The sequence below is a fragment of the Sphaerisporangium corydalis genome (genome assembly GCF_025506355.1).
GTDB lineage: Bacteria > Actinomycetota > Actinomycetes > Streptosporangiales > Streptosporangiaceae > Sphaerisporangium > Sphaerisporangium corydalis.
This window is the reverse complement of the sequence record NZ_JANZYP010000013.1, coordinates 1-13922: the sequence shown is the minus strand read 5'-3', so window position 1 is coordinate 13922 and position 13922 is coordinate 1. Positions and strand designations below refer to the sequence as shown.

The 13922-nt window shown below is 72.3% G+C and carries 9 protein-coding genes; 7 read left to right on the top strand and 2 right to left on the bottom strand.

The genetic code is table 11. The features are described from left to right. Positions 1–3: 3 nt before the first annotated feature. Both NYZ98_RS11880 and NYZ98_RS11875 read left to right on the top strand, forming a co-directional pair. Entirely contained in the window at positions 4–828 is an 825-nt protein-coding gene (locus NYZ98_RS11880) for a DUF3097 domain-containing protein (RefSeq protein ID WP_262842689.1), read from the top strand. After that, positions 825–1742 carry a DUF4870 domain-containing protein gene (locus NYZ98_RS11875; protein WP_262842688.1) on the top strand — a complete coding sequence of 306 codons (918 nt, stop codon included), beginning with the start codon at positions 825–827 and terminating at the stop codon, positions 1740–1742. Before NYZ98_RS11880 ends, NYZ98_RS11875 begins: the two co-directional genes overlap by 4 nt. A gap of 122 nt (positions 1743–1864) precedes the next feature. On the opposite strand, the gene hemW is transcribed toward NYZ98_RS11875, so the two are convergent. Further along, the gene (gene hemW, locus NYZ98_RS11870) at positions 1865–3082 is read right to left on the bottom strand and encodes a radical SAM family heme chaperone HemW (RefSeq protein WP_262842687.1); all 1218 of its coding nucleotides are present in this window, start codon (positions 3080–3082) and stop codon (positions 1865–1867) included. Positions 3083–3218: 136 nt separating this feature from the next. Next, positions 3219–5045 carry a translation elongation factor 4 gene (gene lepA / locus NYZ98_RS11865; protein WP_380706296.1) on the bottom strand — a complete coding sequence of 609 codons (1827 nt, stop codon included), beginning with the start codon at positions 5043–5045 and terminating at the stop codon, positions 3219–3221. Between the two features lie 383 nt (positions 5046–5428). Here lepA and rpsT point away from each other — a divergent pair, with 383 nt between their 5' ends. From rpsT to NYZ98_RS11840, 5 genes are all read left to right on the top strand, one after another. Further along, a complete protein-coding gene (gene rpsT / locus NYZ98_RS11860) occupies positions 5429–5701 on the top strand; it encodes a 30S ribosomal protein S20 (RefSeq protein WP_262842686.1) in 273 nt (90 codons plus the stop codon). 296 nt (positions 5702–5997) lie between these two features. After that, positions 5998–9348 (top strand): ABC transporter permease, encoded by a 3351-nt coding sequence (locus NYZ98_RS11855; protein WP_262842685.1) that lies wholly within the window; start codon positions 5998–6000, stop codon positions 9346–9348. Between the two features lie 43 nt (positions 9349–9391). Next, complete coding sequence (locus NYZ98_RS11850) at positions 9392–12097, top strand: FtsX-like permease family protein (protein ID WP_262842684.1); 2706 nt, start codon at positions 9392–9394, stop codon at positions 12095–12097. 29 nt (positions 12098–12126) lie between these two features. Further along, entirely contained in the window at positions 12127–13083 is a 957-nt protein-coding gene (locus NYZ98_RS11845; RefSeq protein WP_262842683.1) for an ABC transporter ATP-binding protein, read from the top strand. Further along, positions 13080–13814 carry an ABC transporter ATP-binding protein gene (locus tag NYZ98_RS11840; protein ID WP_262842681.1) on the top strand — a complete coding sequence of 245 codons (735 nt, stop codon included), beginning with the start codon at positions 13080–13082 and terminating at the stop codon, positions 13812–13814. Before NYZ98_RS11845 ends, NYZ98_RS11840 begins: the two co-directional genes overlap by 4 nt. Positions 13815–13922: the final 108 nt, after the last annotated feature.

Genomic DNA, 13922 nt, shown 5'->3' with positions numbered 1-13922 from the left:
GTTATGCCGGACTACGGACGCGACGTGCTCGCCGGGAACTGGCGGAGGCCGCTGCGCGGGAAGATCCCGCAGGTGCCCGCCGAGCTCGACCTGGTGGTCGAGGACGCCGAGGGAGGGTTCTGCGGGGCCGTGGTCGCCTGTGACAAGGAGGCGGTCACGCTGGAGGACCGCTTCGGCCGGCGCCGGCTCTTCCCGCTGGCGCCCGCGGCGTTCCTCCTCGAGGGCAGACCCGTGACGCTCGTCCGCCCGCCGCCGGGCCCGGTGGACAGGCCCGCCGCCCGCAGCGCGTCGGGCTCCATCGCCGTCGAGGGCCTGCGGGCGCGGGTCGCCCGGGAGAGCCGCATCTACGTCGAGGGCGTGCACGACGCGTCCCTCGTCGAGAGGGTCTGGGGGCACGACCTGCGGGTGGAGGGCGTCGTCGTCGAGTACCTCGAAGGCGTCGACGACCTGCCCGCGATCGTCGCCGAGTTCGGGCCGGGGCCGGGACGGCGGCTCGGGGTGCTGGTGGACCATCTGGTCCCCGGGTCCAAGGAGAGCCGGATCGCGGCCCAGGTGTCCAGCCCGCAGGTGCTCGTCGCCGGGCACCCGTTCGTGGACATCTGGCAGGCGGTACGGCCCGCCGTGGTGGGCATCCCCGCGTGGCCGGTGGTCCCGCGTGGCGTGCCGTGGAAGGAGGGCGTGATCCAGGCCCTCGGCTGGCGGCTGGAGCCGGCGGACGCCTGGCGGCGCATCCTCGGTTCCGTCCGCACGTTCGCCGACCTCGAACCGGAGCTGCTGGGCCGGGTCGAGGAGCTGATCGACTTCGTGACGACCGAGGAGGAGACATGAGCGAGACCCCGTGGGACCGACGTCCCGACGACCAGCCGCGCGACCGGGAGTACGACTCTCCCAACGGGCGCCCCCCGGTGAACGGGTCCTACCGGGACGCCCCGCCGGGCCACAGGCGGCCCGATCACGACCCCCAGGGGTACGGCCGGGCCGGCCAGGGCTCCCAGGGGTACGGGCAATCCGGGCAGCCCGGGTACGGGCAGGCGGGGTACGACCAGCCCGCGTACGGACAGGCCGGGTACGACCAGCCCGCGTACGGACAGGCCGGGTACGACCAGCCCGCGTACGGGCAGGGCGGATATGAGCAGCCCGGCTACGGACAGGGCGGTTACGAGCAGCCCGGGTACGGACAGGGGGCATACGAGCAGCCCGGCTACGGGCAGGCGGGGTACGACCAGCCGGGGTACGGGCAGGGCGGGTACGACCAGCCCGGCTACGGACAGGCCGGGTACGGGCAACCGGGGTACGGGCAGCCCGGATACGGACCGGCGGGTCACGGGCAGCCGGGCTACGGGCAACCGGGCTACGGACAGCCCGGGTTCGGAAACGTGGCGTACGGGGCGCGGCATGTGCCCGGGAGGTACGGGCCCCGGCCCGGCACCGACGACACGACGCTGGCGATGCTGTCCCACCTGCTGGGCCTGCTGACCGCGTTCCTCGGCCCGCTGATCATCTACCTCGTCAAGAAGGACCAGTCGCCCTACGTCCGCGACCAGGCGGCCGAGGCGCTGAACTTCCAGATCACGCTGTTCATCGCCTACGTCGTGTGCTCCCTGCTGGCCTTCCTCGTCATCGGCTTCCTCCTGCTGCCGGTGGTGTGGATCGGCTCCCTGATCATGGCGATCATGGCCTCGGTGGCCGCCAACCGGGGAGAGAACTACCGCTACGCGATGAACATCCGCTTCGTCAGCTAGAGCGGGTCACGTCACGAACGCTCACCGGCCGGCCGCCGCACAAGGCGCCGGCTTCACCACACCCCGGTCCTGCCGCGCCGGCGCCTGGTAGGTGAGCGAGGCGGCACGCGCGTCCCGCACGGTCAGGTCAGGTCACGGATCAGGGCGTCGGCCAGAAGGCGGCCCTTGAGGGTGAGGACGGCGCGGCCGGAGGCGAACGGCCCGGTGGCCAGGAGGCCGTTCCCGAGGGCCTGGGCGACGGCCGTACGGGCGGACGGGGCGATCTCGGCGAGCGGGAAGCCCGAGTCGAGCCGCAGCTCCAGCATCAGCCGCTCCATCCGCCGGTCCTCCTCCGACAGCACCTCGCGGGCGTGGCCCGGTGACGATCCCGTGGCCAGGCGCGAGGCGTAGGCCGCAGGGTGCTTGACGTTCCACCAGCGGGTGCCGCCCACGTGGCCGTGCGCGCCCGGGCCGACGCCCCACCAGTCGCCGCCGGTCCAGTACAGCAGGTTGTGGCGGCACCGGGCCTCCTCGGAGGTGGCCCAGTTGGACACCTCGTACCAGGAGAACCCGGCCTCCGCGAGCATCGCGTCGGCGATGAGGTAGCGGTCGGCGGCGACGTCGTCGTCGGGCATCGGCAGCTCGCCCCTGCGGATCCGCGCGGCCAGCCGGGTGCCCTCCTCGACGATCAGCGAGTACGCCGACACGTGGTCGGGGCCGGCCTCGATCGCCGCCGCGAGGGACGCACGCCAGTCGTCGTCGTCCTCGCCGGGCGTGCTGTAGATCAGGTCCAGGTTGACGTGCGCGAACCCGGCCGCGTGCGCCTCGCGTACGGCCTCGGCGGGGCGGCCCGCGGTGTGGCGCCGGTCCAGGACGGTCAGGACGTGCTCCCTGGCGCTCTGCATGCCGAAGCTGACGCGGGTGAAGCCCCCCGCCAGGAGCCCTTCGAGGTAGGCCGGGTCGACCGACTCCGGGTTGGCCTCGGTGGTGACCTCGGCGCCCGGCGCGAGCCCGAACTCCTCGCCGATCGCGCGAAGGATCCTGGCCAGGTCCCCCGGGGGCAGCAGGGTCGGCGTGCCGCCGCCGAAGAACACGGTCTCCACCGGGAGCTCGGCGTCCCCGAGCACCCTGCGCGCCAGCCGGACCTCCTCGATCGCGGTCTCGGCGTAGTCGGCGCGGGAGGCGCCCGGGCCCAGCTCGGTGGCGGTGTAGGTGTTGAAGTCGCAGTACCCGCACCGGGTCACGCAGAACGGCACGTGGACGTAGAAGCCGAACGGCCGGTCGCCGAGGCCCTCGCGGGCGCTCGCGGGCAGCTCACCGGAGGCGGGCACGGCATCGCCGTCGAGAAGTACGGAAGGCACGCCCCCAGTCTGCCGCTCCCCCGCGGGTGCCCCGGCCCGCCGCGCGTCCGCTGTGCCCGCCCCCGCCCGCCGCGTTCGCCCGTGTCCGCCGCTTGGCGGCCGTGCGGCTCCCCGGCGGGCGGACGGGTTCGGGTCGTTACTTCTTGGCCTTCTCGGCGGCGGAGGCCTCGGTGGACAGGGCGGCGACGAAGGCCTCCTGGGGGACCTCGACCCGGCCGACCATCTTCATGCGCTTCTTGCCCTCCTTCTGCTTCTCCAGCAGCTTGCGCTTACGGCTGATGTCGCCGCCGTAGCACTTGGCGAGGACGTCCTTGCGGATGGCGCGGATGTTCTCGCGGGCGATCACGCGGGCGCCGATGGCGGCCTGGATCGGGACCTCGAACTGCTGCCTCGGAATGAGCTCCTTGAGCTTCTTGGCCATCTCCACGCCGTAGGCGTAGGCCTTCTCGCGGTGGACGATCGCGCTGAAGGCGTCGACGGCCTCGCCCTGGAGCAGGATGTCGACCTTGACCAGGTCGGCGTCCTGCTCGCCCGAGGGGTCGTAGTCGAGCGAGGCGTACCCCCGGGTCCGCGACTTGAGCTGGTCGAAGAAGTCGAAGATGATCTCGCCGAGCGGCAGCGTGTAGCGGATCTCGACACGGTCCTCGGAGAGGTAGTCCATGCCGAGCAGCGCGCCGCGCCGTCCCTGGCACAGCTCCATGATCGCGCCGATGTGGTCGGAGGGCGAGAGCAGCGTCGCCTTCACCATCGGCTCGTGGATCTCGGCGATCTTGCCGGACGGGAACTCCGAGGGGTTGGTGACGACGATCTCCTTGCCGTCCTCCATGACCACCCGGTAGATGACGTTGGGGGCCGTGGAGATCAGCGACAGGTTGAACTCGCGCTCCAGCCGCTCGCGGACGATCTCCATGTGCAGCAGGCCGAGGAACCCGCACCGGAAGCCGAACCCGAGCGCGGCGGAGGTCTCCGGCTCGTAAGCGAGCGCGGCGTCGTTCAGGCGCAGCTTGTCGAGGGCCTCGCGCAGCTCGGGGTAGTCGTCGCCGTCGATCGGGTAGAGGCCGGAGTACACCATCGGCCTCGGGTGGTCGTACCCGCCGAGCGCCGTGAGGGCCGGCTTGACCACCGAGGTGACCGTGTCGCCGACGCGCGCCTGGCGCACGTCCTTGACGCCGGTGATGAGGTAGCCCACCTCGCCCACGCCGAGCGACACCGACGGCACCGGATCGGGCGAGATGACGCCGATCTCCAGGGTCTCGTGCGTGGCGCCGGTGGACATCATGATCGTGCGCTCGCGCTTGGAGAGGTGCCCGTCGACGACCCGTACGTAGGTGACGACGCCCCGGTAGGTGTCGTACACCGAGTCGAAGATCAGCGCCCGCGCGGGCGCGTCGGCGTCCCCGACGGGGGCGGGCACGTTCTGGACGACGTGGTCGAGCAGCTCCTTGACCCCGACGCCGGTCTTGCCCGAGACCCGCAGCACGTCGGAGGGGGCGCAGCCGATGAGCCCCGCGATCTCCTCGGCGTACTTGTCCGGCTGCGCGGCGGGCAGGTCGATCTTGTTGAGCACCGGGATGATGTGCAGGTCGGCGCTCATCGCCAGGTAGAGGTTGGCGAGCGTCTGCGCCTCGATGCCCTGGGCGGCGTCCACGAGCAGGACCGCGCCCTCGCAGGCCTCCAGGGAGCGGGAGACCTCGTAGGTGAAGTCGACGTGGCCCGGTGTGTCGATCATGTTGAGCACGTGGCCGTCCCACGGCAGCCGGACCGCCTGCGACTTGATCGTGATGCCGCGCTCGCGCTCGATGTCCATGCGGTCGAGGTACTGCGCGCGCATTTGACGGCCTTCGACCACGCCGGTGAGCTGCAGCATCCGGTCGGCAAGCGTGGACTTGCCATGGTCGATGTGCGCGATGATGCAGAAGTTGCGGATCAACGCGGGGTCGGTCTGGCCAGGGTGGATGCGCACCGGGGTCCGTTTCGGCAGGTTTGACGATGATCAAAAGGACGATCAGGAGGCTGACAGGGCAGCCGCCGACCATGGTGACACGCCCGGATGGTCACCCGGGCAGCGTCACCTGGACAGCAGAGCAGCGCGGCGATTTGCGCCCTAATGCCACCCGGACGAGGTGTGCCACCTCGTCTCACCGGCGTGTCGGTGCCGCGCTCCGCCCCAGTTTACCGGGCACCAAGACCACCGGGCTCGTCGCTGCGCTAAGATACGGGTGCAGGCGTGTGCCATGGTCTCCGATTTGAGGGCGGACCTGGCATGTTGGTACTCTGTTGAACTGCGTGTGGCGCGCCCTCTCTGCCCGCGCGCCCCATCCAATCGACTTTCACCGAGGCTTCTTCGTGGCGAACATCAAGTCCCAGATCAAGCGCAACCGGCAGAACGAAAAAGCCCGGCTGCGTAACAAGGCAGTCAAGTCGTCCCTGAAGACGGCGGTCCGCAAGTTCCGCGAGGCCGCTGAGCAGGGCAACGTGGATGAGGCGGCGGTCCTCATGCGCGCCGCCGCGCGCCAGCTCGACAAGGCTGCGAGCAAGGGCGTCATCCACAAGAACCAGGCAGCGAACCGCAAGTCGGCGATCGCCAAGCGCGTCGCCACGCTCGAGCCCGCCAAGTAGGCTCAGGCTTCCACAACGCCGCGTACCGCGAGGGCGCGGCGTTTTGGCATGCCCGCCCCCAGAACACCCGGACCCGCTACATGCCCGGCCCCAGCACACCCGGACCCCGCTGAAGGCCCACGCCGGGCCCGGGGCCGGGCTCTCACGTTCCGTGAGAACCAGCGGCAAATGTCTCGATTTCAATATCACACGGTAATGTCCGGCGGGTCTCGGGTCCATCACCCTGGTTCCCGGCCTCTTCCTTCCCCCCGAACCGTCAATAAGGTGGGCAAAACGGGAGCTGGGGAGGCGGGTTCATGCGGGGGCGGACACCTCTGGTGCTGCGGCGTGCGTTCAGCGAGCCGCTGCTGCTGTTCGCCGCCTTCGGCTCGATCCTGCTGGCGACCACGACGCTGGTAGCGCTGACGATGTACGCCACCACCGTCGCCGGCGTCGGCGTGCGGCGCGCGATGGAGACGGCGTCGCTCCAGACCACCTCGACGACCGTGAGCGCCCCCGTCCAGCAGCGGACCTTCGCCGGCATCGAGAAGGCCGTCAGGAACCGCTTCGCCTCCCTGTCCGAGGCGGCCGGGACCGCGGGCGTCCCGTACGAGATCACGCTCAGCGGCCGGTCCGACTCCTACGCGCTGCCGGGCCAGGAACGGCTCCCGCACCCCGAGCTGACCCGGTTCGGCGTCTACGACGGCCTCGAACGGCAGGCGCGGCTCCTGAAGGGCACCTGGCCGAGCCCGAGGACCACCGGCACCGTCGAGGTCGCGCTGGGCCAGCAGGCCGCGCAGGCGATGCGCCTGACCCCCGGCCAGGAGTTCAGCATGGTGGGCCGCCTGGACCACAAGGCCATCAAGGCCAGGCTGACGGGGATCTTCCAGCTCAACGACCCCTTCGCCGACCGCTGGAGCCGCGAGGAGCTGCTGCGCAAGGGGGTGGAGCACGGCGGGTACACCACCCACGGCCCCCTGATGGTGCCGCGCGAGACCTTCCTCACCCGGTTCACCACCACCAGCGTCACGGTCACCTGGACCGCGGTGCCCGACCTGCGCAACCTCACCCAGGACCGGCTGCGGCCCTTCGCGTCCTCGATGGCGCAGATGGGCAAGGAGCTCAGCCGCGACTGCTCCGCGTGCACGACCTTCAGCCGGCTGCCGGACATGCTCACCCAGCTCGACCAGGCCGCGCTGGTCGCCAGGTCCACGATGCTGGTCCCCGTACTGCAACTGCTGCTGCTCGCCGCGTACGCGCTGGTCCTGACCGCGCGGCTGCTGGTCGACCACCGGCGGATGGAGGTGGCGCTGCTGCGCTCGCGGGGGGCGGGCAGCGTGCGGCTGGCGGTGCTGACCGGCACCGAGGCCCTGCTGGTGGCCATCCCGTGCGCGGTCATCGCCCCGTTCCTGGCTCCTTTGGTGCTGCGGCTGGTGAACGCGATCCCGTGGATCCGCGCGGCGGGGGTGCGCATCGCCCCCGAGCCCGGTGCCACCACGTTCGCGGTGTCCGGCGCGGTGGCCCTGGCCTGCGCCGTCCTGCTCATGCTGCCCGCGCTGCGCGGCGGGCGCCGCACGTACGTGGAGGAGCAGGCCGCGCGCGGCCGGGGCGACTCCCAGGGGCTACTGCAGCGGACGGGCGGCGACGTCGCGCTCCTGGTGGTGGCGGCGCTGGCCATCTGGCAGCTCCAGCACTACGGCGCCCCGGTCACCGCCACGTCAGGCGGCGACCTCGGCATCGACCCGCTGATCGTGACCGGCCCCGCGCTGGCGCTGCTCTGCGGGGGCATGCTCGGCCTGCGGCTCGTCCCGCGCGTCTCGCGGCTCGTCGAGCGGTACACCTCGCGGCGGCCGGGCCTCGCGCCCGCGCTGGGCGCCTGGCAGGTGAGCCGCAGGCCCACCCGGTACTCCGGGCCCGCGCTGCTGCTCACCATGGCCGTCGCCATCGGGGTCGTCTCCATGGCGACCTCGGCGACCTGGCGCACCTCGCAGGTGGACCAGGCCAGGCACCAGGCCGGCGCCGACCTGCGCGTGTCGGGCCCGGTGGAGACTCCCGAGCTCGGCCCGCTCGGCAGAGGGGGCACCTTCGCGGCCCTGCCCGGGGTCACCGCCGTCAGCCCGGTGTACAGGGGCACCGCCACCGTCTCGGAGAACGCCGGTACGCTCCTGGCCGCCGACATGGCCCAACTGGGCCCGATGCTGATGCTCCGGCCCGACCTGGCGGGCCACACGGCGGGCGCGCTGGCCGGCCGGCTCACCGCCGGACGGCCCGACATCCCCGTGGTCCCCCTGCCCGGCACGCCGAAGGCGCTCACCATGGACCTGCGGCTCCGCCTCGGCCAGCCGTCCCTGAGCGCCGCGTACACCTCCCTGGAGCTCCGGATGGTCCTCTCCGACTCCCTGGGGACGCAGTGGTCGATCCCGCTGACCCCGCCCCCCGCCGACGGGAAGCCGCATCGGGTCAGCGTGAACCTGTCCGCGCTCGCCGGGGTGTCGGGGCGGCTGAGCTACCCGCTCGGCATCCGGGGGTTCTTCGCCAGCGTCCCGCTCCCGCCGGTGGGGACCGCCCTGGAGCTGGCGACCGGCGCGGTCAGGACCGACACCGGCGCCGAGGTCACCATGCCCGGCGGCGTGCAGTGGGCGCACATCGCCCGGGGGACCGTCCACATCCCCGGCGAGGAGGTCACCACCGGCCCCGCGCTGTTCACCCTGACCGTCCCCGCGCCGGCGGGCACCTCCGCCGACGACCCGCTCGCCCCCGAGGACGTCGCCCTGGTCGCCGCGCCCGCCGGCGTTCAGAGCACCGACATGTTCCTGCCGTCCGACGGGCCGCCGGGAGGCGCGGCGCCCTCGACCCCGGCCGAGAAGGCGGCGATCTTCAAGCCGCTGCCCGTGGTGGTCACCGCGGACGTCGCGGCACGGGAGAAGCTCACCGAAGGCAAGTCCGGGGTGCTGACACTGGACGGCGAGCCGATCAGGGTGACCGTCGCCGGGATCATCCAGGCCATGCCCGGGACCTCGGCCGGCACCTCGGCCGTGCTCGCCGACCTGCCCAGCCTGCAGGCCCAGGACGTCGCGCTGGCCCGCGACCCGAGGGTCGCCGGTGAATGGTGGATGTCCGCACGCGACGGCGACCCCGCGCCCGCGGCCGCCGTGCTGAGCCGCCACCCCGAATGGGACCAGGTCGTCGTCGACCTCGGCTCACTGACCAAACGGCTGCGGGACGACCCGCTGGCCAGCGGGCTCCAGGGGGCGCTCATCCTCGGCTTCGTCGCGGCGCTGATCTTCGCGTTGCTCGGCTTCCTGGTCAACGCGGCCGTGGCGGCGCGCGAGCGCATCTCGGAGTTCGCGATCCTGCGCGCCCTCGGGGTCAGCTTCCGGCAGATCTTCGGCATGCTCGCCGTCGAGCAGGCGTTCCTGATCGGGCTGTCGCTGGTCGGCGGCACGCTGCTGGCCGTGGGCGTCGCGACGCTGGTCGTCCCGCACATCGTCCTGACCGGCCAGGCGGCGTCGGTGACCCCGGCCGTGCTCCTCGACGTGCCCTGGCCTGCCACGCTCGGGATGCTCGCGGGGATCGCGGTCCTGCTGTTCGCGATCATCGCCGGCCTCGCCCGCTCGCTGCGGCGGCACGGTCTCGGCCGCGCCCTGCGCATCGGGGAGGACCGATGAGCCGCACCGGCACCGTCCGATCGGCCCGCACCGGGGAGCACCGATGAACCCCTTTCTGCTGCTCCGGGTCCACCGGGGGGCGGCGACCCTGCTCGCGCTGCTGGCCCTGAGCGCGTCGCTGCTGGTCGCCGGGCTGCCCCGCGGGTTCGAGGCCTCCTACGACGCCGCACTGCACGACATCATGCGTGGCTCCCCCGCGAGCCTCACCGACGTGGTCGTGCGGTTGCAGCCGATGATGTTCCAGCAGAACCTCAAGTCCGAGGCGGAGTTCACCGGCAAGGACCGCATCTTCCGGGCCGGCCTGCCGCCCGCCCTGACCTCCGTGCTGGACACCGGGCCGGGCAACGACAGCCACTTCGCCGCCAAGACGTTCGGCACCCCGGTGGGCGGCCGCGTCAGCGGGCCCGACGCGCCCGCGGCGCAGTACGTCGAACTGGGCTGGCTCTCGGGGGTCGACAAGCGCGTGCGCTACGTCGCCGGCGGCCCGCCCGGACCGCCGGCCATCGTCAAGAGCGTGCCCGGCTACCCGAACCTGAAGGACGTCAAGCGGTTCGACATCGCCCTGGCCAAGAGCGCGTCGGACAAGATGAAGCTGCCCGTCGGCACCACCGTGGTGCTCGGCAACAGCCGCCCCGCGCTCGCGCGCGTCACCGGGCTGTTCGAACCGGTCGCCCCCGCGGACCGGTTCTGGGCGCACGAACTCAACTCCATCCAGATCACCGTCAGGCGCACCGACGCCGACACCGAAGAACAGCACGTCACCGCGCTGACCAGCGAGGCGTCCCTGCGGCAGCTCGACAACGACGCCCGGGACCTGAACTACAGCTGGGTCATCGCCGTCGACTCCGCCGCCGTGGACGCGCGCAACGCGCCCGCCGTCATCCAGGGCCTGACCGAGTTCCAGTCCTTCCTGACCCGGACGAACGCCGGCTCCATCACCAACTACCAGCAGGTCGCCGGGTTCGCCGGGTTCGATCTGGACACGGCACTCGGCCTGATCCTCGGCGACTTCCTGAAACGGCTCGCGACCGCCCAGGCGCTGCTGTTCCTCATCCTCGGCGGCCTGGTGGTCGTGGCGGCCGGCGTCCTCGCGCTGGCCGTGCAGCTCATGACCGAGCGCATGCGGTCCGCCCTGTCCCTGGCCCGAGCACGGGGCGCGTCCATCGAGGAACTCGTCCGGGCCGTGGTCGGCACGGTCGGGCTGGCCGCCGTCCCCGCCGTCCTCGCGGGCTACGGGCTGTCCTACCTGCTGCCCGGCCCCGTGACGCCGATCGTCCACATGGCCCCCCTCGTCATCACGCTGATCACGCTGGCGTACGCCGGCGGCCGGGTCGCCGTCGTCCACCGCAAACCGCTCCAGGAACGCCGCGACGACATCGCGGCCCGGCGGCCGTCCCCCCGCAGGATGACGCTGGAGATCCTGGTCGTCGCGATCGCGCTGGGCGGCGCCTACCTGCTCCGTGACCGGGGGCTCACCACCGGCGTCGCCGCCCTGGGGGCCGACCCGTTCCTGATGATGGTCCCCGCCGCGCTGACGGTGGCCGTCGCGCTGATCACCCTGCGCTGCTACCCGTACCCGCTGCGGCTGATCGTGTGGCTCGCCGCCCGGGCACGGCCCGCCGTGCCGTTCGTCGGGCTGACGCTGGCGGCCCGCGCCCGGTCGGTCACCGCGCTGCCGGTGCTGATCCTGCTGCCCGCGCTGGCCGTCTCGGTGTACGGGTCCGTCGTCGGAGCGACCCTGGACTCCACGCAGCGCCGTGCCGCCTGGATGGCCACCGGGGCCGACGCGCGCGTGGACCGGGGGGCGGAACTGCCGGCCGACGTCATCGAGAGGATCCGCCACGTACCGGGCGTCCGCACCGTCGTGCCCGCGGACCGGGGCGTCCTGCAGATCGGCTGGGGCGGCAAGACCGCGATCGGCTTCGCCGTCGACCTCGACGCCTACCGCCGGATCGTCGCCGACACCCCGCTCGCCGTGCCGCCCGCCGCGCCCGACGTGCCCCCTCCCGCGGTCCCCGTCCTGGTCTCCCCCGACCTGGCGGGCCTCACCTCCTTCGAGGTCGGCTGGCACGTCCGCATGAACCTCGTCAAGCGCGGCGTCATCACCGGAGGGCTGGCCGGCCTCTCCTTCGCCGAGAACAACCTGATCGTGATGCCGTACGACGCGTCCAAGCGGGCCGGGGCGCGGCCGTACACCAACACGCTGCTCATCGAGGGCGACGGCATCGACGGGGCCGCGCTGCGGGCGGCGGCGGGCAACCGGCCCGACATCCTGGTCTCCACCTTCGACGAGGCCCTCGCGAAGGTGGACAAGTCACCGCTCACCTCCACCATCACCAGCAGCTTCGTGGTCGTGACCATCGCGCTGGCCGTGTACGCGCTGCTCACCGTCATCATCGCCCTGGTCGTCGGCGCCGCCGAGCGCGCGCGGGCGCTGTCGTTCCTGCGCACCCTCGGGCTGTCGGAACGGCAGGCGGCGAGCCTCACCGTGCTGGAGATCACCCCTCTGATCGTCCTCACCGCCTGCGCGGGGCTCCTGCTCGGCCTGGCACTGCCGCCGACGCTCGGCCCCGGCCTGGACCTGGGCATCTACGCGGGCGACCTGTCCATCCAGGCGTACGAACTCAGCCTCACCACGCCGATCCTGCTCGCCGCGGGCCTCGCCGCCGTCGCCGTGGCCGGGGCGTTCCTCCATGCCGTGATCGGCCGCAACCGGTCACTCGGCTCCATCCTCCGAGTGGGTGAGTGAAATGGCCACACCGACCGAGTCCCGAGCAGGTGAATGAGTTGGACACCCCGGCCGATCTGGGCACGCCTACCCTGTCCGAACTGGAGGCCGAGGCCGTGCACACGCGGCCCGCCTTCGGCGAGCACGCGCACATCCTGTGCGACAACCTCGTGCGCATCTACAAGACCGAAGGCGTCGAGGTCGTCGCGCTCCAGGGCCTCGACCTGCTCATCGAGGAGGGCGAGCTGATCGCCATCGTCGGCGCCTCGGGCTCGGGCAAGTCGACCCTGCTCAACGTGCTGTCCGGCCTGGACGTCCCGACGGCGGGCCTCGCCCGGGTCGCCGGGACCGACCTGCTGAGCATGACGGGCAAGGACCGGCTGCGCTACCGCCGCGAGATCGTCGGCTTCATCTGGCAGCAGACCGCCCGCAACCTGCTGCCGTACCTCACCGCCAGGGAGAACGTGAAACTGCCGTCGCGGCTCGCCGGCAAGAGGGCGCGCACCGCGCACGCCGACGAACTGCTCGACCTGCTCGGCATCGGCTACTGCGCCGACCGCAGGCCCGGCGAACTGTCCGGCGGAGAGCAGCAGCGCGTCGCCATCGCCGTCGCCCTGTCCAACTCGCCCGAGGTCATCCTCGCCGACGAACCGACCGGCGAACTGGACAGCGAGAGCTCCGAACAGGTCTTCGCCGCGCTGCGCCAGGCCAACAGGGAGCTCGGGGTCACCGCCGTGGTGGTCACCCACGACGCGCTCGTGTCGGAGCACGTCGACCGCACCGTGGGCATCCGCGACGGGCGCACCAGCAGCGAGACGCTCCGCCGTGCGTCCTCGGACGGGGAGATCATCGCCGAGGAGTACGCCGTCCTGGACCGCGTGGGCCGGCTACAGCTTCCCAGGGACTTCACCAACGCGCTGGACATGGAACGCCGGGTACGGCTGGAACTCGAGCGCGACCACATCGGCGTATGGCCGGACAAACCCCGACCGGAGGGCGCGGAGTGAAGCAGCAGGTGACCGACAACGGGACCGAGCGCGCGCCCGGCGAGGGAGGGCCGCTGGTCACCGTCGACGGGCTGCGCAAGGTGTACAGGACCGGCCCCAAAGAGGTCGTCGCCCTCCACGACGTGTCCTTCGCGGCGTACCCGGGCGAACTGATCGCGGTCCGAGGGCGGTCCGGCTCGGGCAAGACGACGCTGCTCAACCTGGTCGGCGGCCTCGATCGGCCCGATGGCGGGCACGTCGTCGTCGCCGGGCACCCCGTCACCGAAATGCCGGAAACGGCGCTGCTGGAGCTCCGGCGGGACGTCATCGGGTTCATCTTCCAGTCGTTCGGGCTGGTCCCGGTGCTGTCGGCGGCGGAGAACGTCGGCATTCCGCTGCGCCTGGCGCGCACGCCCGTCGCCGAACGCGAAGAACGCGTCTCGATGCTGCTGTCGATGGTCGGGCTCGAAAAGCACGCCAACCAGCGGCCGTACGAGCTGTCCGGCGGGCAGCAGCAGCGCGTCGCGGTGGCCCGCGCCCTCGCCAACCGTCCCCGGCTCCTGGTAGCCGACGAACCGACCGGGCAGCTGGACTCGCAGACCGGGCGGCAGATCATGCAACTCCTGCGCGCGGTGGTCCGCAGCGAGGGCGTCACAGCCCTGGTCGCCACCCACGACCCCAGCCTCATCACCCTCGCCGACCGCGTCCTAGAACTCCACGACGGCACCTTCCTCCCCCCACCCACCCCCTAACCCGCCCTTCCCTGACCACCCCTCCCTGACCCACCCCTCCCTGACCGCCCGCAGCCTCTCCCCGCCCGCGGGCTCTCCCCGCCCCGCGGGCTCTCCCCGCCCCGCGGG

Excerpts from the sequence above, each read along its gene's own strand:
- NYZ98_RS11880 (WP_262842689.1), top strand. The coding sequence starts at position 4 with ATGCCGGACTACGGACGCGACGTGCTCGCCGGGAACTGGCGGAGGCCG.
- NYZ98_RS11855 (WP_262842685.1), top strand. The coding sequence starts at position 5,998 with ATGCGGGGGCGGACACCTCTGGTGCTGCGGCGTGCGTTCAGCGAGCCG.
- NYZ98_RS11875 (WP_262842688.1), top strand. The coding sequence starts at position 825 with ATGAGCGAGACCCCGTGGGACCGACGTCCCGACGACCAGCCGCGCGAC.
- NYZ98_RS11850 (WP_262842684.1), top strand. The coding sequence starts at position 9,392 with ATGAACCCCTTTCTGCTGCTCCGGGTCCACCGGGGGGCGGCGACCCTG.